The sequence below is a fragment of the Paucimonas lemoignei genome, from assembly GCF_004342585.1.
Lineage (GTDB): Bacteria > Pseudomonadota > Gammaproteobacteria > Burkholderiales > Burkholderiaceae_D > Paucimonas > Paucimonas lemoignei.
Genome location: NZ_SLZQ01000011.1, coordinates 34,364 through 55,496 on the forward strand (window position 1 = coordinate 34,364; position 21,133 = coordinate 55,496).

General features: G+C 57.0%; 20 protein-coding genes and 2 tRNA genes. 15 read left to right on the forward strand and 7 right to left on the reverse strand.

Going from position 1 to position 21,133, the window contains the following annotated elements:
• Positions 1–3 precede the first annotated feature (3 nt).
• The 5 genes from EDC30_RS15180 to EDC30_RS15200 all read left to right on the forward strand — a co-directional run bounded on the left by EDC30_RS15180 (position 4) and on the right by EDC30_RS15200 (position 4,919).
• Positions 4–945: an NAD-dependent epimerase/dehydratase family protein gene (locus EDC30_RS15180; RefSeq protein WP_132259706.1), complete on the forward strand. Its 942-nt coding sequence runs from the start codon at positions 4–6 to the stop codon at positions 943–945.
• The gene (locus tag EDC30_RS15185) at positions 942–1,340 is read left to right on the forward strand and encodes a GtrA family protein (RefSeq protein WP_207907296.1); all 399 of its coding nucleotides are present in this window, start codon (positions 942–944) and stop codon (positions 1,338–1,340) included. The genes EDC30_RS15180 and EDC30_RS15185 overlap by 4 nt, the downstream gene beginning before the upstream one ends.
• A complete protein-coding gene (locus EDC30_RS15190; protein WP_132259707.1) occupies positions 1,333–2,271 on the forward strand; it encodes a glycosyltransferase family 2 protein in 939 nt (312 codons plus the stop codon). The genes EDC30_RS15185 and EDC30_RS15190 overlap by 8 nt, the downstream gene beginning before the upstream one ends.
• Before the next feature lie 565 nt (positions 2,272–2,836).
• On the forward strand, positions 2,837–3,220 hold the full coding sequence (locus EDC30_RS15195) for a DUF6394 family protein (protein ID WP_132259708.1): 384 nt from the start codon (positions 2,837–2,839) through the stop codon (positions 3,218–3,220).
• 1 nt (position 3,221) lies between these two features.
• Positions 3,222–4,919, forward strand: coding sequence for a potassium channel family protein (locus EDC30_RS15200; RefSeq protein WP_132259709.1), 1,698 nt, complete (start codon positions 3,222–3,224; stop codon positions 4,917–4,919).
• On the opposite strand, the gene EDC30_RS15205 is transcribed toward EDC30_RS15200, so the two are convergent.
• Entirely contained in the window at positions 4,916–5,530 is a 615-nt protein-coding gene (locus tag EDC30_RS15205) for an alpha/beta fold hydrolase (RefSeq protein WP_132259710.1), read from the reverse strand. The two genes, EDC30_RS15200 and EDC30_RS15205, sit on opposite strands and share 4 nt — an antisense overlap.
• 469 nt (positions 5,531–5,999) lie before the next feature.
• Between EDC30_RS15205 and EDC30_RS15210 the strand changes: the two genes are divergently transcribed.
• The 5 genes from EDC30_RS15210 (at position 6,000) to EDC30_RS15230 (ending at position 11,118) form a co-directional block, all read left to right on the forward strand.
• The gene (locus tag EDC30_RS15210; RefSeq protein ID WP_132259711.1) at positions 6,000–6,812 is read left to right on the forward strand and encodes a formate/nitrite transporter family protein; all 813 of its coding nucleotides are present in this window, start codon (positions 6,000–6,002) and stop codon (positions 6,810–6,812) included.
• 64 nt (positions 6,813–6,876) lie between these two features.
• Positions 6,877–8,610 (forward strand): bifunctional protein-serine/threonine kinase/phosphatase, encoded by a 1,734-nt coding sequence (locus EDC30_RS15215; RefSeq protein ID WP_132259712.1) that lies wholly within the window; start codon positions 6,877–6,879, stop codon positions 8,608–8,610.
• A gap of 216 nt (positions 8,611–8,826) precedes the next feature.
• A complete protein-coding gene (locus EDC30_RS15220; protein ID WP_132259713.1) occupies positions 8,827–9,633 on the forward strand; it encodes an SRPBCC family protein in 807 nt (268 codons plus the stop codon).
• Positions 9,634–9,655: 22 nt separating this feature from the next.
• The gene (locus EDC30_RS15225) at positions 9,656–10,255 is read left to right on the forward strand and encodes a DUF924 family protein (RefSeq protein ID WP_132259714.1); all 600 of its coding nucleotides are present in this window, start codon (positions 9,656–9,658) and stop codon (positions 10,253–10,255) included.
• The gene (locus tag EDC30_RS15230; protein ID WP_132259715.1) at positions 10,255–11,118 is read left to right on the forward strand and encodes a CPBP family intramembrane glutamic endopeptidase; all 864 of its coding nucleotides are present in this window, start codon (positions 10,255–10,257) and stop codon (positions 11,116–11,118) included. Before EDC30_RS15225 ends, EDC30_RS15230 begins: the two co-directional genes overlap by 1 nt.
• A 7-nt stretch (positions 11,119–11,125) precedes the next feature.
• Here the strand turns inward: EDC30_RS15230 and EDC30_RS15235 are convergent, their stop codons facing one another.
• A complete protein-coding gene (locus EDC30_RS15235; protein ID WP_132259716.1) occupies positions 11,126–12,724 on the reverse strand; it encodes an FAD-dependent oxidoreductase in 1,599 nt (532 codons plus the stop codon).
• Between the two features lie 256 nt (positions 12,725–12,980).
• Between EDC30_RS15235 and EDC30_RS15240 the strand changes: the two genes are divergently transcribed.
• Positions 12,981–13,256, forward strand: a complete 276-nt coding sequence (locus tag EDC30_RS15240; RefSeq protein ID WP_132259717.1) for a hypothetical protein — start codon at positions 12,981–12,983, stop codon at positions 13,254–13,256.
• 68 nt (positions 13,257–13,324) lie between these two features.
• Here EDC30_RS15240 and EDC30_RS15245 read toward each other — a convergent pair.
• From EDC30_RS15245 to EDC30_RS15255, 3 genes are all read right to left on the reverse strand, one after another.
• Positions 13,325–13,400: transfer RNA gene (locus EDC30_RS15245), tRNA-Glu, on the reverse strand.
• Positions 13,401–13,405: 5 nt separating this feature from the next.
• Positions 13,406–13,482 (reverse strand) — tRNA-Asp (locus tag EDC30_RS15250).
• Positions 13,483–13,561: 79 nt separating this feature from the next.
• Positions 13,562–14,542: an alpha/beta hydrolase family protein gene (locus tag EDC30_RS15255; protein WP_243656809.1), complete on the reverse strand. Its 981-nt coding sequence runs from the start codon at positions 14,540–14,542 to the stop codon at positions 13,562–13,564.
• Between the two features lie 439 nt (positions 14,543–14,981).
• On the opposite strand from EDC30_RS15255, the gene EDC30_RS15260 reads away from it, so the two are divergent.
• The 4 genes from EDC30_RS15260 (at position 14,982) to EDC30_RS19520 (ending at position 19,587) form a co-directional block, all read left to right on the forward strand.
• Complete coding sequence (locus EDC30_RS15260) at positions 14,982–16,853, forward strand: ABC transporter ATP-binding protein (RefSeq protein WP_132259718.1); 1,872 nt, start codon at positions 14,982–14,984, stop codon at positions 16,851–16,853.
• 155 nt (positions 16,854–17,008) lie between these two features.
• A complete protein-coding gene (locus EDC30_RS15265) occupies positions 17,009–18,172 on the forward strand; it encodes an MFS transporter (protein WP_243656810.1) in 1,164 nt (387 codons plus the stop codon).
• 482 nt (positions 18,173–18,654) lie between these two features.
• A complete protein-coding gene (locus EDC30_RS15270; RefSeq protein WP_132259719.1) occupies positions 18,655–19,269 on the forward strand; it encodes a hypothetical protein in 615 nt (204 codons plus the stop codon).
• A gap of 174 nt (positions 19,270–19,443) precedes the next feature.
• Positions 19,444–19,587: a hypothetical protein gene (locus EDC30_RS19520; protein ID WP_165973839.1), complete on the forward strand. Its 144-nt coding sequence runs from the start codon at positions 19,444–19,446 to the stop codon at positions 19,585–19,587.
• A gap of 104 nt (positions 19,588–19,691) precedes the next feature.
• Here the strand turns inward: EDC30_RS19520 and gloA are convergent, their stop codons facing one another.
• Both gloA and ribA read right to left on the reverse strand, forming a co-directional pair.
• Positions 19,692–20,231, reverse strand: coding sequence for a lactoylglutathione lyase (gene gloA / locus EDC30_RS15275; RefSeq protein WP_132259720.1), 540 nt, complete (start codon positions 20,229–20,231; stop codon positions 19,692–19,694).
• Positions 20,232–20,243: 12 nt separating this feature from the next.
• Positions 20,244–20,903: a GTP cyclohydrolase II gene (gene ribA, locus EDC30_RS15280; protein ID WP_165973840.1), complete on the reverse strand. Its 660-nt coding sequence runs from the start codon at positions 20,901–20,903 to the stop codon at positions 20,244–20,246.
• Positions 20,904–21,133 lie beyond the last annotated feature (230 nt).

Genomic DNA, 21,133 nt, shown 5'->3' on the forward strand with positions numbered 1-21,133 from the left:
GTCATGCGCATTGCCATTCTGGGAGCCACCAGCCAGATCGCCAAGGACCTGATCCTGTCATTCGCCGCGCAAAAAAGCAGCGATGAACTCGTGCTTTTTGCGCGCCGCCCGGACGCTGTGGCTGCATGGCTGGCGCGCACTGGATTGTCCGGACGATATGCCATTGCCGACTTCGGCACTTTCGGCATGGAGACGTCTTTCGACGCTCTGCTCAATTTTGTCGGCGTCGGAAACCCCGCGCAGGCAGCCGCTATGGGAACGGCGATTTTTGATATAACGCTGCAGTATGACGAGATGGCACTGCATTACCAGCGGCGGTATCCGGACTGCCGTTACATCTTCCTGAGCAGCGGTGCGGCCTATGGCGGCAATTTCGAACAGCCGGCGGATGAAAATACGCGGGCGAACATTCCCATCAACGACCTGCAGCCACAAGACTGGTATGCGGCAGCCAAGCTTCACGCAGAATGCCGGCATCGCTCGCTCGCGCAGTTTCCCATCGTCGATCTCCGGGTATTCAATTATTTCAGCCGTACGCAGGATCTCTCGGCACGATTCTTCATCACCGACCTGATACGATCGATCTGCAGCGGCGAAAAAATGATCACCTCGCCGGACAACATCATGCGGGATTACCTCGGTCCGGATGATTTTTCCCAGCTGGTATCGCGCGTCCTCGCCGCGCCGCCGGCGAATGCGGCGCTGGATTGCTATACCCTGGCGCCAACCGACAAAATGTCGCTATTGCGCGCCATGCAGGCGCAATTCGGATTGGCATTCGAAGTCAGGGACGGACCGGCCGGCGTGAATGCGACCGGCATGAAAATGCATTATTTCTCGACGAACCGCAAAGCAGCTGCCTTCGGCTATCAGCCGTCCCGGAGTTCTCTGGACAGTGTCATGGATGAAGCGCGCATTGTACTGAATCGATCAAGCGCCTTGTGACGAACTTTCGCTCCATCAATCTCGGCAATCTGGCCAAACATCAGTTCCTGAGATTCCTGTTTGTCGGGATGATCAATTCCCTCTTTGGTTACGGGTGCTTTGCATTGTTTTTGTACCTTGGACTGCACTATACCTTGGCCTTGCTGCTGGCAACGGCGCTTGGCGTGCTATTCAACTTCAAGACGACGGGAACCCTGGTGTTCGGCTCGCGTGACAACCGGCTGGTCTTTCGATTTTCCTGTTCGTATATTTTTATTTACTTCATTAACGTTATTGGCATCAAGGCTCTTTCACTCATCGGGATTGAGGCATACATTGCTGGCGCGATTCTGCTGCTTCCCATGGCGGTGCTGGCTTTCATCGTAAACAAATGGTTCGTTTTCAATTATGGCTAAACTGATAAGTATCGTTACTCCGTGCTACAACGAAGAAGGCAATGTAGATGAGCTCTACCGACGCGTTGCCGATGTGATGGCGCAGCAGCCATATGACTACGAACATATTTATATCGACAACTGCTCCACGGATGGCACCATCGAAAAGCTCAGAGCGCTGGCAGCGAAGGATAAACGCGTCAAGCTGATCATCAATGCCAGAAACTTCGGGCATATCAGGTCGCCTTATTATGGCTTGCTGCAGTCCCGTGGCGACGCGGCCATCCTGATTGCATCAGATTTGCAGGACCCGCCTGAAATGATCGCGGAATTCATCAAGAAATGGGAAGTGGGTTTTAAAACCGTTCTTGCGGTGAAGCCGGAAAGTCAGGAGTCTCCGCTGATGTTTTTTATTAGAAAAACGTACTATCGCTTTATTTCGCGAATCTCAGAAGTTCAGCTGATCAAAAACGCTACTGGGGCAGGCCTTTTCGACCGCATAGTTATTGAAATCCTGAGAAAAATAGAAGACCCATATCCCTATTTTCGGGGGCTGTTATGCGAGATAGGGTTTCCGATCGCCACCGTACCTTTTAAGCAGCCACGGCGGCAACGCGGAGTAACAAAAAATAATTTCTATACGCTTTACGACATCGCGATGCTGGGTATTACGAACCATTCCAAGGTTCCCATGCGAATAATGGCGATGTGCGGATTTTTGCTGTCTATTCTCAGCTTAACGACCGCTTTCGGGTTTTTGATTGCCAAACTTGTTTTTTGGGATCAGTTTCAAATGGGCACCGCGCCGATGTTGATTGGATTGTTCTTTTTCGGTGGCGTTCAGATATCTTTTATTGGATTACTGGGAGAGTATATCGGGTCAATTCATACTCAAGTCAGAAATATGCCCTTAGTTGTAGAGCTGGAAAGAATCAATTTTGATCAGACTTAAAATTTATGCATAGTGAAGAATGACCTGATCAGCAGCATGGCAAAAGGCAGTATTGTGACCGATGATGGTGCCCATAGGCTTGGCGTTATTGGTGCTGGCGAAGTAAATAGAGTTTACTAAACAAGCACGTTCTACTCCGCGGTGTAAATTAAGGAGTTGTGGAAGTCCTTACCAAGAATTGGAAAGAGTCTGCAAGAAAAGCCTTTGGTGGCGGTTATACATAAATGAAGCAGAGGCAACTTATTGACAGCGGAAGGAATTTAAGCCGAACAGCTATTTCTTTGCTAGCTCAACTAATCCCGATTCGATATGTCTTAATTTAATAGAAGCTGTCAAGAGGCAGAGTTTTAACTGGTATATATCGAATGCTTGCAAACTAATAGCATTCGCAATGCGCTTTCACAAGAAAATTCTGCACGAGCTTTGTAAATTTGGGGGCAGATTTGGCCTTAAAATCTACTAGGCCGTAGAAGCAAAATTATAGGACGAACTAATTGATGCGAGAGAATAAAAGAACCATAAAATCACTGCATCGAAATACGTGAATTTTTTCAAGAAGAGTAACATGAACCTCGAAAAAGTCATCTTCGCCTTCTTCATCGTCCTAGCCGCCACCCTCAACTTTGGCTTTTTCATCGGCGACATCGAGCGTCCTGAACTCCATAATATCTACGAACTGTTCGCCGCCATCGTCATTAACATGATCGCTACTGTGCTCAAGTTCGGCGATCGCACGCAAATCGGCGCCGTGCACCTTTCCACCAGCCTGGTGGCCGACCTGCAGCTGATCGCCGCTGCGGTGACCTGGGCCACGGCCGTGCATATCAGCGGCACAGGCATGACGCCGGCAGTGACGGCGAGCGTCGTCTCCCTGTCCGGCGGTGCGCTGCTTGCCAATATCATCTCGCTCACCATACTCGTCGTGGAAACGGTGATGATGCGGCGCTAGCATGAACAGCGTCTTTTTCCTGGTCTTGCGGCGCATGCGGGCGCCGTTGATTGCTCTGATCGTGGTCTATGCGGTCTCGGTGTTGGGATTGACGCTGGTGCCAGGCATGAATGCCGATGGCACGAAGGCCGCGCCGCTGAGCTTTTTTCATGCCTTTTATTTCATCAGCTTTACCGCCACCACCATCGGCTTTGGCGAAATTCCGACGACATTCTCCAATGCGCAGCGCCTGTGGGTAACGGCCTGCATCTACATGACAGTGGTGGCCTGGTCGTATGCCATTCTGACCTTGCTGGCGCTGGTGCAGGACAAGGCATTCCAGCATACCTTGGTGGCGTCCCGTTTCGCGCGGCGTGTGAAGCGCATGCACGCGCCGTTTTATCTGGTATGCGGATGCGGCGAGACAGGCAGCCTGATTTGCCGCGCATTGGATGTTCTAGGCTTTGATTTCGTCATTCTCGAAAAAGACGAGCAACGGGTAGAAGAGCTCGATCTCGAAGACTTCAAGACGAACGATCCCGCACTGGCTGCTGACGCCAGTGCCAGCGTGAATCTGCAAATGGCCGGGCTGCGTCATCGTTATTGCAAGGGCGTGCTGGCTGTCACGAATGATGAAGAATGCAATCTCGCTATCGCCGTCAATGCCCGGCTGCTGAATCCGAGCATTCCCGTTCTGGCACGTGTGCGCAGCCCCGTCGTTGCCGGCAGCATGGCGTCGTTCGGTACGCACCATATCGTCAACGCTTATGAGCGTTTTGCCGAATATTTGGCGCTGGCCGTGTCGTCGCCGGAATGCTTCCGGCTCATCGAAATTCTGACCGGTTTGCCTGGCACCACTTTGCCGCAGGCGCATCGACCGCCGCACGGGCGATGGATTGTTTGCGGCTACGGCTTGTTTGGCCAATCGATTGCGCGTTACCTGTCGCTGCCCGGAATTGAGCTGACGGTAATCGATCCGGAAGGGGAAGGGCCTGCTGACGTCAAGTCGGTGCGCGGCATCGGCACTGAAGCCAGCGTGCTGGAAGCCGCCGGCATCATGGGTGCGCATGGGATAGTCGCCGGAAGTCCAAACGATATCAACAATCTGTCGATCGCGATGATGGCGAGGAAGCTTAACCCGGACATCTTTGTGGTGGCGCGCCAAAATCATGCGGCCCATGATTTGCTGTTCGATACCTTTCGCGCCGATTTCAGCATGGTGCATACACGCATCGTCGCGCAGGAATGCATTTCCGTAATCACTACGCCGCTGCTGTCGCGCTTTCTTGCTGCGGTCCGACATCGCGATGAAGAATGGAGCAAGGCGCTCGTCTCGCGCCTGGAGTCGCTATGCAAGGGGCATGTGCCGCAAGTCTGGGATGTCCGACTCAATGCGCTGGATGCCGTCGCAGTCCATAAAGCTTTGCTTGGCGGGCAGCCAATCGATATCGGCTTGCTCACGCGTGACAATGCCGACCGTGACAGCGCCTTGCCGGTGATCGTCTTGATGGTGGAGCGCGACGGTGAAACGGTGCTGTTGCCTGACGATGATTTCCAGCTCCGGGCGGAGGATGCCATTCTGCTTGCGGGAATCCATTCCGCTCGCTCGATGCTGAAGCTCACCCTGAGCAATGCCAATGTGCTGCACTATATTCTTACTGGCGAAAGTCGTGAGCGTGGCTGGGTATGGCGTGCGCTGTTTTCCCGGCGTGACGATTAAGCGTTTCGGTAACCTGCCCGCTGCAGTCGCTTGTTCTCCACCTTCCGGATCGCGCGTCGTATCGTCGCCAGCGTCGCTTCATGCTGCAGCACTTCGAAATGATTCGATTCCACTTCGACCAGCCTGATATCGTCACGTTGGCGCATTGACGCCAGGGTCACGACGCCATCATTGGCCGCAGCCATGAGCGGGGAATGGCCTGTCGTGCTGACGATATTCGTCCAGGGGCAGGAAAGCGCGAACTGCTTGCTGCGGATGATCGGTGTGCTGCGCGGGTGGATATCCCGATACACCTTATTGAACGGCATCATATATAACAGCAGTTCGGCCGCTTCGCTGCCGCCATAGGGCGTGCTGATCGTGACGGCGCCGATGACGCGCGATTGCAATTCTTCCGCAAGGTGCAGCGCGTGAAGGCCGCCCAGGGAATGGGCAATAAAGAAAATATCGCCGATGCCGTCGAGTTGCTGCAGCATGTCGCGATGATTGGCGTCGAAACCATTCTCGCTGTCGTATTCGATAAAGCTTTGCTGGTAATCCTGAAGCTTGGATGACAGGAAGGTGAAGCTTTTGGCGGTAGCACGATGGCCATGTATGAATACGATATGCATCTTGCCCTCTTTTTTGTTGCTGCCGTCGGGCCGCTGTAACAGCCCGACGACGTTAACGTGGAATACTCGATAAGTATCGCTCTACGTTATGCTGCATCGCAGTGCGATGCCAATCACGCTTCGTTATATCGGATATGCGCCTGACGCATGACTCGCCGGGCATGCCGTATTCATTCCTCCCGTTGACAACCAGAATGTGGTCGAACATCGGTGGTGCGCGTCTGCACCATGCTTGGCCGCATTATGGTGCAAGCCCGCTCCCATTCGATGCATGGCTCCGCCAAGATGCGCCCTGTTCAAGGCGAAATGCACAAAAACCGTATAAAGAACAGGAAGTTATGCCGCCACGAATCAGGCAGGCCCGCTTTTTGCTCAACCCTAGTGCGATCCGCTTTAGGGCGGTGCATCCGTCAATCCGACTACAGCACATTTGTTATCAAGCCGCCGATCGCGGCTAAAGGGGGAAGTTATGGCTTATCTAATGCCTTCAGAATTCGTCACCAAAATGGTGGACGCCGGCGAATCCAAAATTTATATGGCAACCAGGGATGCCTTGATTCGCGCATATATGGCCGGGGCAATCCTGGCGCTGGCGGCGGTCTTTGCCGTGACCGTCAATGTCCAGACTGGCCAGCCGCTGCTTGGCGCCATCTTATTCCCGGTCGGCTTTTGCATACTTTATCTGCTCGGTTTCGATTTGCTGACGGGCGTATTCGTCCTGACGCCGCTGGCTTGGCTGGACCGGCGTCCGGGCGTCACCATCCCCGCGATATTGAAGCATTGGGGTGTCGTCTTCCTCGGCAATTTTGGCGGCGCGTTCACGGTCGCGGTCCTGATGGCGATTATTTTCACGAATGGCTTTTCGACCGAGCCCAACAAGGTGGGCCATGCCATTGGCATCATCGGCGAAAGCCGCACCCTGGGCTATGCGCAATTCGGCGCGGCGGGCATGCTGACCCTGTTCGTGCGCGGCATGCTGTGCAACTGGATGGTGTCGACCGGCGTGGTGGGCGCGATGATTTCCACGACAGTGACGGGTAAGGTGCTCGCGATGTGGATGCCGATCATGGTGTTCTTCTACATGACCTTCGAACATTCCGTGGTCAACATGTTCCTGTTCCCGTCCGGCCTGCTCCTGGGTGGCCACTTCTCGCTGATGGATTACCTGATCTGGAACGAGATCCCGACGGTGCTGGGTAATCTGGTTGGCGGCCTGACCTTCACCGGCCTGACCTTGTACACCACGCATGTGAAGACCGCGCCCAAGCGTTCCTTCAACTAATCCACGCAACAATTGACGCGCCCCGGTCCCGACTGGTGCCGGGGCGCGTTTGCATCAGTCTAAGATGGCCCATCAACTCACGATTTCCATCGGCCAGTATTCCGACAAGGGACGCAAGGACACCAACCAGGATTTTCATGGCGCGTATCTGCCAAGGGAGCCGCACCTGAGCACGAAAGGCATTGCCATTGCGCTGGCCGACGGCATCAGCAGCAGTGATGTCAGCCACATTGCCAGCCAGTCTGCGGTGAAGTCCTTCCTGGATGATTACTATTGCACCTCGGATGCCTGGTCGGTCAAGACCTCTGTCGAGCGCGTGCTGGCAGCAACCAATTCCTGGCTGTATTCGCAAACCCAGCAGAGCCAGGGACGCTATGACAAGGACCGCGGCTATGTCTGCACCTTGAGCGCCATGGTGATCAAGTCCACCACTGCTCATCTCTTCCATGTCGGCGACGCGCGGATTTACCGGGTCCATCCCCAGTCTCTCGAACAATTGACCAGCGACCATCGGGTCTGGGTATCGCCGGAGCGCAGTTACCTGAGCCGCGCGCTCGGCATCGATAGCCGGCTCGATATCGATTACCGCAACTTCGCGATTGAACGGGGCGATATCTTTTTGCTTGCCACCGACGGCGTCTATGAATTCATTGAAGCCGATGGCATCGACGGCATCATCCGGGCATGCGCAGACGACCTGGACCTGGCTGCCAAACGGATCGTCGAGCAAGCGCTCGCGCATGGCAGCGGCGACAATCTCACCGTACAGATCGTCAGGATCGATGCGCTGCCTCGCCCGCAAGTCAATGAAATATGCCGGCAGATGTCCGAGCTGCCTTTTCCGCCCGTGCTGCAGGCGCGCATGGAATTCGATGGTTACCGGATTGTCAGGGAAGTGCGCTCCAGCAGCCGCAGTCATATTTACCTGGCGACGGATGGCGACACGCGCGAAAGCGTCATCCTCAAAGTCCCGGCCATCGATGCCCAGAATGATCCGGCGCATATCGAACGCTTCCTGATGGAAGAGTGGGTGGCCCGCCGCATCGATAGCGCCCATGTATTGAAGCCATGCGCATCGGTCAGGGCGCGCAACTTCATCTACCTGGCGACTGAATTTGTCGATGGCCAGACCCTGGGGCAGTGGATGATCGACCATCCGCGGCCAAGCCTCGAAGCGGTGCGCGGCATGGTCGATCAGGTGGCCAAGGGCTTGCGCGCATTTCACCGGCTCGAAATGCTGCATCAGGATATCCGGCCAGACAATGTCATGATCGACGGTACCGGCACGATGAAGATCATCGACTTCGGCTCGGTCCATGTCGCCGGCATCGCCGAAGCGGCCAGGTCGGCAGCGCCGAATTACCCGCTGGGCGCGGCGCATTACGCCGCCCCGGAATATTTCCTAGGCGAAGAAGGCTCGGTCCATTCGGATATCTATTCACTCGGCGTACTGACTTATCAAATGCTGACGGGCCGGCTGCCGTATGGAAGCGAAGTGCCGAAGATCCGTTCGGCGGCGGCGCAAAAAAAGCTGGCCTATCATCCGGCGCGCTTGTACGAGCGCAGCATTCCCGCCTGGGTGGATGAAGCTATCAGGAAAGCCGTGCATCCGCTTCCCCACAAGCGCTACGAGGATGTGGCGGAGTTCGTCTTCGACCTGCACCATCCGAACAAGGCTTTTCTTGCCAAAGCGCGTCCGCCGCTGATCGAGCGCGACCCGGTGGTTTTCTGGAAAAGTGTTTCCGCCATGCTGCTCATGGTCATTCTATTGTTAGGCATGCAGCTGGCCGCCAGATGATGCAAATCGTCAGCGGTATTCGTGCGCGATCCTATAAACAGCGGTGTGCCGGCTTTCGGGCTCCAAGCACGACGGCAGCCACCTTGACGGTAGCCCATCGATGGCCCCCTTTATTGCGCGTTAAATAATTTTGCGGCAACATGCCAAAAGCGCGGTAATGGCTGACACTGCCTTGCAGCCGGCAACGCCACAACAATATGATCAGGGGAATGCGGCATGGATTTCAGCAATCGACGTACATATCAACGGCGGCCCATCACGGCGCAGGGCTGGATTGCGGCAAGCGGCAGCGACGATTGGCACCCGATCAGCACGGTCGATGTCTCCAAGGGCGGCTTTGGTTTTCTCAGCCGCGAAAAGCTTGAAGTAGAGTCGATTCGCCAGTTTCGATTGCAATTGCCGAACGAAGATGGCGTCATGCATGTGATCGGCCGGATCGCGCATTGCATCGAGCTCGAAGGAATCGGCACCTACCGCGTCGGCGTGCAAGCCACCAGCGTGAATATCATCGATGTCGAAACCTTGCTGGCACGCCCGGCCTCGCCCGAGCCTGATCCCAGGCTCGACCTCACCTTCACGCGCACCATCGATGTGCCCCGCGAGCATGTATGGGCCGCCTGGACCCGGCCGGAATACATCAAGCAATGGTTCACGCCCGCGCCCTGGCGTACCGTGGATTGCGAAATCGACCTGCGCCCGGGTGGCGCCTTCCGCACCGTGATGGAGTCGCCGGACGGCCAGCAATTTCCCAATGTCGGCGTCTACCTGGAAATCGTCGACAATGAAAAGCTGGTTTGGACCAATGCCATGACGCCGGGCTGGCGTCCTGCCAACATCGACGGCGACAATGATTTTGCATTTACCGCCATGATCGAGCTGGAGTCTAAGGGCGAGGAAACGGTCTATACCGCGACCGTCATCCATCGCGACGAGGAAGGCCGCAAGCGGCACGAGGCAATGGGATTTTACGAAGGTTGGGGCGCGGCGCTGGATCAGTTGGTGGCGCTCGCCAGGACCATGTAAAGAATTGGCAGCGGGAGCATGAATGGAAACGCCGGAGAGTATTCATGAATTCTGGTTCGGCACCGAGACTGACGATGCCGCGGTAGCAGCGGCAAAGACGAAGCTCTGGTGGGCCAAGGATGCGGCGACCGATGCGCTGATGCTGCAGCACTTCGGCGACACGCTGGCGCAGGCGGCAAGCGGGGCTCTCGACGACTGGGCTGCCACGCCGCGCGGGCGGCTGGCGCTGATTCTGCTCACCGACCAGTTTGCGCGCAATATGTACCGCAATACCGCGCAATCCTTTGCCTACGATGCGCTGGCGCGAACTTGGTGCAAGGAAGGCCTGGCCATGGAGGTCGACCGCCAGTTGCGGCCAATCGAGCGCGTGTTTCTTTACATGCCGCTGGAGCATTCCGAGGACCTGGAGGACCAGAACCGCGCGGTGGCGCTGTTTGAGCGCCTGGTGCAGGAAGTGCCGCCCGAGCAGCGTACGACATTTGCGGGCTTTCATGATTTCGCCGTGCGCCATCGCGTCATCATCGAACGCTTCCACCGTTTCCCGCACCGTAACGCCATCCTCGGCCGGCCTTCTACCGACGAAGAATCTTCCTTCCTACAAGAGAAGGGTTCATCCTTTTAATGCCGGCGGCCTTTGTTTTACTGGCGCTGGCCGTTTGCGCGACCTGGGCCAGGCCGATGGCTGTTGGACGGTGGCGGCTGGCTCCCTGGCTGCTGTTGTTTATCGCCGCGATTGTCGCGGGCATGCTGACCGGCGTGCTCGAATGGCCTGGGCTCATCGCGCTGGCCGCCCTGGCTTACTGCGCCTATCGCACCGGTCGTAACGACGCGAGCCGGGCGCAACAATGGGTGTTTGGCATCGCGACTGCCTTGCTGACCCTGGCGCTGGCCTTGCATCGGCTCCCGGGCTTCCATAACCCGGTCTTGCTCGCCAATGCCATCCTGGCGCCGGATGCCGCGCCGTTCACGCAGTATGCCAATTTCGACAAGGGCGCAGCGGGCGCCATCCTGCTGGCTTGCCTGTGCCGCCAAGCCGGATCGGCAAAAGCATGGCGCAAGTCCAGCAGCCTTGCCTTAGTGATTGTCCTAGCCACGATTGCCATCGTGCTCGTGACAGCATTGATGCTGGGCCATGTACGCTTTGCTCCCAAGCTGATTGCCTATGCGCCGGTATTTTTGCTGGTGAATTTGTTCTTTACCTGCGTGGCGGAAGAAGCATTCTTTCGTGGCTTTATGCAGGAAAGAATGGCGCGCGCCTTGGCATGCCGGCGAGGCGGCGCGTATCTCGCTATAGCGGTTTCCGCCTTGCTGTTCGGCCTGGCGCATGCGGGCGGCGGTGCCGTCATGGTCATGCTCGCGACGCTGGCCGGGCTGGGCTATGCCATCGCCTATGCCAAAGCAGGCACGATCGAGGCCCCGATTCTGGTGCACTTTGCCTTGAACGCCGTGCACTTCATCGGGTTTAGCTATCCCTATCTTCGCTGAACCGAATCTAGCGTAATCCTGGACCGCGCGGCGGACGCTGGCTGTCGCGAGCGTTCCGTGGAACATGGCCTTGCGTATCCAGCGTGACGGGAGCCAACGCCGCTACTGCCGGGCCGTGCAAGACTTCGCCATCCGTGGCAAAGCGCGAGCCATGGCAGGGGCAATCCCAGGATTGCTCGGCCGAGTTCCAGTGCACGATACAGCCGAGATGCGTGCACTTGGCCGAGACGGCATGCAGCCCGCCCTGCGCATCCCGGTGCACTGCGATCTTGCTTAAGCCTTCGCGCAAGATCGCACCTTCGCCCGCGGCGATTTCCTCGACCGACTCGACTTCGCCGCCTTTCATCCATTCGCCATACTGTGACAAGGTATTGGCTTGCTCGGCAACGAAGTCGGCAAGGCCGTGCATGACCTTGCGCGACGGATCATAGAGCTCCTGCCAACGGTTATCGCGCCCCATGATGAGGTCGTTGACGATCATGGCACCGATCGTGCAATGGGTCATGCCATTGCCGGAGTCACCGGTAATCAGGTAAACGCCATGCGGGCCGGATGGATTGCGGCCGAGATAAGCCGGGCCATCCGAGGGTTCCATCACTTCGCCGGACCAGCGGTAGGCCACGTCCATCGCCATCGGAAAGCGTTCGCGCACCCAGCGCTCGATTTCCGCATAGCGGTGTTCAGGATGGGAATCCTGCCCAACCTTGTGATCGGCGCCGCCGACGATCAGGATGTCGTGCTCCGCATCGTCCGGGGGCGACTCCAGCCGGATGTAGTAGTAAGGGTCGCCCGTATCCCAGAGCAGGATGCGCGGAACGGCGCCGCGCGGCACGCGCATGCCGATCACATACGTGCGGTAGCCGGCCTGCTTGGTATGCATGGTCACGCGGTCATTGAAGGGCGTGTTGGTGGCGACCACGACGGCGGAAGCGCGGATCGTCCCATGGCTGGTGTGAACCAGGCAGACATTCCTGTCCAGGCCGATGTCATCGGCCAGTGTGCCGCAATGGATGGTGCCGCCGCGCTGCACGAAAGCCTGCGCCAGGCCGCCCAGGTATTTCAGCGGATGAAATTGCGCCTGATTCGCATAATGCACGCAGGGGCCGGTGTCGAAGCTTAATCCCGGCACATGATCCAGGCGCTCTACCGGCACGCCGGCGCGGCTGGCGGCTTCAAACTCGTGATCCATGTTCTTGAAGCCATTGCCGGCCAGGGCATACAGGTAGCCATCCAGGCGCTCGAATTCGCAATCGATGCCTTCCTGATTGATGATCGATTCCACCATGTCGATGGAGGCGGCAAAGCTTTCCGCCACCAGCCTGGACTTTTTCTTGCCGAAGTGTTTTTCCACGCCGGTGTACCACTCATCGGGCGGGAAGAAATGCGCCGTGGTGCGCCCGGTTTCGCCGGCGCCGATGCCGAGGGCATCGATCAGCACTACCCGTTTGCCTTCGCGGCTTAATAGATAAGCGGTGGTCATCCCGGCGATGCCCGCGCCGATGACGCAGACGTCGGTTTCGCAATCGCTAGGCAAGGGAGAAAATTGAGGAAGCGCCGAGGTGGCCAGCCACACCGAACATGACGTGCCATTGGTTACCGGTTGCATGGTTCATCCTTTCGTGCAGTCACTTTGTCGCTGCGGCTGTTACGCCTGTTCCCTGTTCCAGCCTCATTCTGTCCATAGACCGTTGCCATCAATGAAAGTTTAGAACTCGTCAAGCGTCGCTATGCTTATTGCAATAAAAATTGAACAACAAGAACGTTCTAGGCTCTAACCGAATTATTGAGGGGAAAAACACCCTGCCAAATCAGGTGTATTCCCTAAAAATTATTGTGAAAAGTAACTATCGTGGAGGAATGCCATGTCGAATTTGCCCCGAAGCTCTCAGGAAGACGAAAAGCAGCAACCCAAGGAAAAGTCATCGCACGGCGACGCATCGTTGTCGGTGACGCCAAAAGATGTTTCGCCCCAGGATGCCACTTCGCGCGATGTGGTGGCGCGTAATGTCGATTCCGACGATCCGGAAGAAAAGGAAGAAGCCCAGCTGGATGATGCGGTGGAACTGACCTTTCCCGCCAGCGACCCGGTTGCCGTCACGGGCGGGGTAACGCGCATTGATGTGCCGAAGCAGCCGTAAGCTGGCGCACTGCGCGCGTTTGGCGCCGCAAAAAGAAAAAGGCCCTTTGCAGGGCCTTTTTTAAAACTTGGCGTCTCCACGGGGATTCGAACCCCGGTACTCACCGTGAAAGGGTGATGTCCTAGGCCTCTAGACGATGGAGACATGTCTGGCGGAGCGGACGGGGCTCGAACCCGCGACCCCCGGCGTGACAGGCCGGTATTCTAACCAACTGAACTACCGCTCCGCTGAGGTATTGCTATATCAGCAGGGCACGGATTCTACAGCAAATTTTCCAAATGCCCAAATTTTTCTTGCAGGGCGCATTAAGCCGGGATTTCGAGGTCCGCCAGCCGGGAAGACGATGGCGCTAACACCGCGGCCGGTGGACGTTGCACCTTGCCATCTGCAAGCCAGATAAGCGATTCCTTCCAGAGGCTGGCGCTGAAACGGTCGTGAAAGAAAGCGAAGTGCCCGATGGCGGGCAAGCGCAAGTCTGCTGGGCTCACTTCGACATACGTCCGGTGGCTTCCGGTGAAATAGCGCAGCAGGCGATGAATCGCGGCGGGGGTGCCGAACGGGTCGTCGCTAACGCCGTACGCCAGGATCGGCGCGCGCAATCCTGCAAAGTGGCGCGTGACCTCGCTGCTTTGCGCCAGTCGCCACTTCCGGCGTATCCACGCAGGGCTTGCGCGCTCGAGCGATGAGGAACGCAATGCCCATTCCAGCGCCACGCCGGCGGGCAAATCTTCCAGCCAGCCAAGGCGCTTGCCGGGAAAGTAACCCGCTGCCATGGTCAGCAATGGCATGGCGATATGCCATTGCCAAAACATGTGCCTGCGTTGGTCTGCCTTATAGTCGCGCCAGTAGGCGAATTGCGCGCCGACTGTCAGCATGCGATGGATGCCATGGTTGGACGGCGCAAATCCCGGCACCACGCCGCCGATGCTGTGGCCGACCACGGCGATGCGATTCTGTTCAAAACGTGGCATCGCCCAGCGCAGCACGCCTTCGAAATCGAGATGGCCCCAGTCGTACTTGGAAGCGCGGAATCCCTTCAGCGAATGTGGGCGCGATGCGCCGATGCCGCGGTAATCGTACGTCAGCGCGGTGAAGCCATGCGTCGCCAGAAAACGTGCATAGCGGGCGTAATAGGCAGCTTTCACGCCGGTCGCGCAATTGATGATGGCTAGCGATGAAGATGCCGATTGCCCGGCCGGCTGAAACAGGGTGCCATGCAAGGTGTAACCATCCGCCGCTGCAATCCGGATCGGCGACTCGCCAGGCATCGGTGTAGAAAAAGGCAAACTAGTCTCCTTTCCCGGCACATTAAGCAAACATTGCCGGAATTTGTTGGAGGCCATTAAACACGTTCATGAACGTGGATGCAATCGAGATTTTTACATGCTTGTCATGATGTGCAGGAATGCCAGGCATACCAAATTCAATGACTGAAAAATTTTTCCTCAGCGTTGCTGATCTCGTTCATGGACGTTATCGCAATTGACGATTTGCACACGTCACTTTATTGAATTGCCACGTTATGGGCATCGATTCTGCGAAGTCCTTACCTCTTAATTAACTTCCCACTTACAAACACGGTGAAAGCGCTGTAACGCACGCAGCAAGCCGATTTCTACGTGGTAAGATTTACGCTAATCAATCGCTGTGATCAGCGTCTCTTTTCTTTTTCTCTTCTGTAGCAAACACGGCAAGCCCACACGGGCGCGCAGTCATCATTCAATTATGTTTCTCAAGTTTTTCGCGTCAGCAGGCGGCAATCCCGCCAGTGAACGCAATCGTGGCGAAAGCGGCAAACCCAAGCCGTCCCAGCTCGGTGGCCTGTATTTCAACATGTGGCGCTACGCCAGCGGCGCACGCATCAAATTAGGTTTGACATGGCTGATGCTGGTCGGCGCGGCCTTGACGGAATTGATGTCGCCCTGGCTGGGAGCCAAAGCCTTGAATGCCTTGCAAAAGGATGGCGCACAGGCGCTGACGACGGCGGCGTATTACGGCATCGCGATTCTCGCCGCGGCAGTCGTCGCTTGGTCGCTGCATGGTCCGGCGCGCGTGAGCGAGCGGCGGATTGCGCTGCTGGTGCGCAGGAATTACACCAATGCGCTGTATGCCAAATTGATGCGCCTGCCGCTGGCATGGCATGACCGTCATCATTCCGGTGAAGTGCAGCAGCGCCTGTCGCAATCGTCGCTGGCGCTGCATGGCTTCACGCAAAACCAGTTCAACTATATCAAGGCGGCAGTGCACTTCTTTGGCGCGGCAGTCGCGATCATGCTGTATTCGCCGATGCTGGGATTGCTGGCGCTGGTGGGGTACAGCGTGGCCGGCATGATCATGGTGCGCTTCGATTTCATGCTCATGCGCCTGGCCAAAGAAGAAAACGCCGCTGAGCGCAAGTACCAATCCAAGCTGCTGGATTTTCTTGGCAATGTCGCCACCATCCTGTCATTCCGCATGCAAGACAGCTCGCGCCACCAGGTGGTGGATAAGCTTGGCGACGTATTCGCGCCTGCCAAAAAAAGCATCACCCTGGTGGAAGTGAAGTGGTGTATTGCCGATCTGTTCAGCGTGGCGCTCACCTGGGGCCTGGTCGGTGCTGCGGTCTGGATGGGCCAGCGCGATGGCGCCATTCTTATCGGCGGCGTCTTCCTGGTTCATCAATATGCCCAGCAAGCCCGGACTGTCGTGCTTGCCTTGGCGGACCGTTTTCAAAATGTCGCGCGCATGCGCACCGACTTGGCTAGCGCCGAATCGATCTGGTTCGCAGCGGAGCAGACTGACGGCGGCGCCCCTGTGCCGGCAAACTGGCAGCGCATCGACATGCGCAACTTGTCATACGACCATGCGGCCAATGACGACGAGGGCAAGAGCGGTTCAGGCTTGAAAAAGATCAGCCTCTCGCTGCAACGTGGAGACCGCGTCGCCCTGGTCGGTCCCAGCGGCGCCGGCAAGAGTACGCTCATGCGCGTGCTGGCCGGACAATATTTATCGACAGGCCAGCGCATCGATGTCGATGGCGCGCATGCCGCCGAAACGCGCCATCTTGGCAGCATCGCCACTTTCATCGCCCAGGAAGCCGACGTCTTTGAAGCTTCCATCCGTGACAATATCTCGCTCTCGGGTGAGCATGCCGATCATGAAATCGCCGAGGTGATCCGTGCCAGCGCCTTCGATGCCGTCATGAGCGAATTGTCACTGGGATTGGATACGCCCTTGTCGGAACGCGGCTGCAATCTCTCGGGCGGACAACGCCAGCGCTTGTGCCTGGCGCGCGGACTGCTGGCGGCGCGCGACAGTTCGCTCGTCTTGCTGGATGAACCCACCAGCGCGCTCGACCCCATCACCGAGCAAACCGTCCTCGGACGCATCACGGCAGCCCTGCCCGATGCCTGCATCGTCGCCTCGATCCATCGCATGGATTTGCTTCGTCATTTCAACAAGGTGGTCTTGCTGGCAAACGGCGAAGTGCAAGACATCGGCACGGTAGAAGACTTGTTGAGTCGGCAGCCGGCCTTCCGCGAAATGCTCAGGCACGGCGCCGACCAGATGGCCGCTGCCGCCTTGCCAACAGCCGTACAAAAGGCCATTTCGCCATAAAAAATTTTAAGCGAATCTGCCTAAAAAGTAGGCAGATTCGCAAGGAATTTACTATCTAAATTTTTTCCTCAAATAATCTCTTCCGCACAGAAACTTTTCCGGACGGCATACATCAGAGCGGTATTCCATACAGAAATATTGCTCAGGATCTTTACATGCAAGCCGTTCCAGTCGTTCTCACTTCTCGTACCGCTTCGATTTCCCGCTCGCTGCCGCAGGTGGCCTTGCCTGCCATTTTTGCAGCGATTGGCCTGATTTTCGGCAGCTGGGCCAGCCGCATTCCTGCCCTGCAGGCTGGCTTACAAATTTCGCATTCTTCCCTGTCATTCGTGCTGCTGTGCGGCGGCCTGGGCGGTTTGCTTTCTTATCCCGTTGCGACCCGCGCCATGGCACGCTTCGGCGGTCGCAATACCATGTTGATCGGTGCGCTGGCCTTGACGGCCGTGCTGCCCGCCATTGGCCTGGCGCCCACCATGTCGGCCCTGATGCTGGCCGTGCTGATGCTGGGCGTGACGGCTGGCGTGTATGGCGTCGGTGTCAATTCGGTCGCTTCCAGGTTTGAAAAGTCCACTGGCAAGTCACAGATGTCGATGCTGCATGCCTGGGGTTGCTCTGGTTCCCTGGCTGGCGCCTTGCTGGGCGGCGCCATGGGCGGCATGAACATCGCGCCTTCGCTGCACTTCATGGGCGTAGCCATGCCGATGGCCGTGCTGTTCTGGATTTGCTATCAATTCCTGGATGCGGATGAGGCTGGTGAAAAGATCGAGAAGAAAAAATTCTCGCTGCCCAGCGGCCCGCTCCTGATGCTTGGCGTGCTCGGCTTTTGCATGGCCATGTCGGAAAACAGCATTGCCGACTGGAGCGGCGTGTTCCTGAAGAGTCACTTCGGCGTGAGCGAAGGTTTTGCCCCGATGGCGTTGTCGGCCTTCACCGTGATGATGCTGATCTCACGCATCTTCGGCGACAAGCTGAAGGAAAAGTATGGCGCCAGCCGCCTGATCGCCTGCGGCGCGGGCTTGTCGAGCGCCGGCCTGTTCCTGGCAGTCTCTGCCCCCAACGCTTACATCGCCTTGTTTGGCTTTGCCTGCTCGGGCCTCGGTCTGGCCCTCGTCATTCCCTTCGTCTTCAGCGCGGCAGGCAAGGAAGGTCCGCTGGCGGTGGCAGCTGTGGCCACCATGTGCAATATCGGCAGCTTGATGGGCCCGCCGTTGATCGGCACCCTGGCTGACACCATGGGCATGCAAGCGGCGATGGGCTTCATCGGTTTGCTCAGCATCGTGATCACCTTCGTTGGCGCGCGCAGCTCGCTGCTGAAATAAACAGCAAGCTTTACGGTAAATCGTTCAACGGTTTGACAATAAAAAAGCCCCGTTACGGGGCTTTTTCGTTTGTAGCGTAACCTTAATGCTCGGAGTTCCGACCCGTGTCGGTCATTTCCGTCACGAGATTGGCGTGCGGGAATTGCGCCATTGCCGATTGAACACACAATGAAGCGGAGAGCGTGCAAACTGAAAAATTTCAAGAGATTTCAAAAACCACTAATAAGAGACATGTAAGCCAATTGCCCTTGCTTATATAGTGAAATGACGTCGCTAGACGGAATCAGTCTTTTACACATGCAAATACAGCAATGAACTTTTGATATGGGAGCTTTCTAATCCGTGACTCGGTTGTTCAACCGAAGGAAATAGTATTTGGAAATTTTTCTCGTACAGATTGGAGATTTTGCATGAATAAACTATTAGTAGCATTACTCGTATCTGCATTAGGCTCTGGTTATGCCATGGCTCAGGGCTCGTCAATGAGCGGTAGTACTACCGGCTCATCCGGCACCGGCGCCACAAGCGCGACCGATACCTCCAACACTGGCACAACAAGCGGCACGTCGTCGACGAAAAAGCGCCGCTCGCATCAAAGCGGCACCCATAGCAGCGGCAGCGCCGATTCCACGGGCTCGGCTGCCTCGTCGGGTAGCGATTCCACTGGCACCAGTTCCTCCGGCACCGGCACCTCGGGCACCGGTTCGTCAGGCTCGGACACTTCCGGCACTACTTCCTCGGGAAGCGGTTCATCGGGAACAGGATCGTCGGGCGCCGGCACCTCGGGCACCGGCTCCTCGGGTAGCGATTCCACAGGTTCCGGCTCGTCGAGCTCGGGCACCACTGGCTCCGGTTCCTCCGGCACCGGCTCTTCCTACGGCTCGGGTAGCAGCGGTGATACCTCCAGCGGCACCGGCTCTTCCGGCAGCTCCGGCGTCGGGAGCTCTGGTTCGGGCGGCATGGGCAGTTCGACCGGTGGCAGCACCTCGGGCGGCACGACTTCAGGCGGCAGCTCGACCGGCTCGTTTGGCACCGGATCGAGCCAGGGTGACCCGGGCGGCCGCACCGGCGGCAGCGGCGGACTCGGCGGCCGCTAAGCCACTTCTGTAAAGAGCCGCTCCTTACCAGCGGTAGTCAGCCTTCGGTGAGCCAGGTGCTCGCCGGGGGCTTCTTTTGTCCACTCTTTCAGGTGAAGAATGCAAACCATTACATGCAATGTCGGAATGTGGAGGGCGAAAGCCAGTGTGGAAGAGGTAGGAGAGAGCAAGTGCATGGCAGTCATTTCAGCCATTGCCGGAGAAGATGACTATTCCATCGAATCCCGGCATACCATCGTATTTCAACATGCAGCAGGCGCCGATAAAGAAGAAGAAATCAAGGCGATCATTAAAAGCGTCCTCAACCACAGTCATTGAGTGCGGCACACCGCATGCCACGCCGGCGAGCGCGATACTTCCACCGCGCTCGCCCGGTTCTCTGCCTTGTCAGGGCAGTGAGCGAATAAATATAAAGTCAGGAATTACGCGCGTCCGAGCTGCGTCAGCAAGCTGGCCTGCACGATCTCGATCCAGTACCCATCCGGGTCCTTGATAAAGGCGACATCCTTCATCTTGCCCTGTTCCGGGCGCTTCACGTACTGCACATTGTTAGCGTCGAACCAGCGGATCGCCTCTGCCAGGTCGGGAACGGAAAAGCAGATATGCCCGAAGCCTTTCGGATCCGCATTGCCGTCATGGTATTTGAAGGAAGGGTCGTCTTCCGTGCCCCAGTTGTGCGTGAGTTCAAGAATGCCGCGCTGGCTGAAGGTCCACTGGGTACGTGCGCCAATTTCTTCCGGCACGTTTTCGCTCTTATCGACCTTGGCCAGGAAATACAGCGAGAATTTCATTTCGGGGAAATCCAGCTTGCGCAACACGCGCATGCCCAACACCTTCGAATAAAACGCCAGCGATACCTCCGGGTCGATTATCCGGAGCATGGTATGGTTCAGCGTGAAGCCAAGCGTCTCCTCCGGCACCACGGTATTCACGCCGGGATAAACTTCAGTAGTAAAGGGCATCAGGGACTCCGATCAAGACTCTTTAGTCTGCGCAAACATATGCTCAAGCTTGGCCGCCTTGGTGGCAAGGTATTGCTCATTGGCGGCATTACGCCCGGCCTCATGCGGCACACGCTCGGTCACCGGCACACCGGCTTCCTGCATGGCGCGCAGCTTGCGCGGGTTGTTAGTCATGAGACGCAGAGAAGTCACTCCAAGTTGCACGAGCATCGGCTTGACCAGGCGATAATCTCGCTCGTCGTCGCCAAAGCCGAGCGCATGATTGGCCTGCACCGTATCCATGCCGCCATCTTGCAAGCGATACGCGCGCAGCTTGTTCACCAGGCCGATGCCGCGTCCTTCCTGGCGCAGGTACAGGATCACGCCGCGTCCTTCCTTGGCGATCCGTTGCATGGCGGCTTCCAGTTGTGCGCCGCAATCGCAGCGCTGACTGAATAAGGCATCGCCTGTCAGACATTCGGAATGAATGCGCGCCAGCACCGGCACCTCGCCGGTGATGTCACCGAGCGTGATCGCTAGGTGTTCCTTGCCATCGGCCTGATCGATGAAACCGTGCAGCGCAAACTTTGCCCAAGGCGTGGGCAAGTCGCAGGGTGGAATGTATTCCAGATTCGGGGCTGTGGAAGCTTCGGTTTCAGGCAGCAGGTTCAAGGGCACGTCCAGCGCGTTCATTACAGACCTCGGAAAAGCGGGTGCAAAGACTCCATTATGCCAATTCCAGAAAATCGGCGTGTCCGGCATGAGAAATAGCATTTATTCCTTGTACGAATACATAAGAGAAGGTTCGTCAGGCTGAATGGAGTTCTGTATATACGTTATAAAAATAATAACTTTACGCCAAGTGCAGAGAGGAGCTCAGCCTCTAACGTGGTAGCGATACCACGTCATTCGCAGTGAGCGCT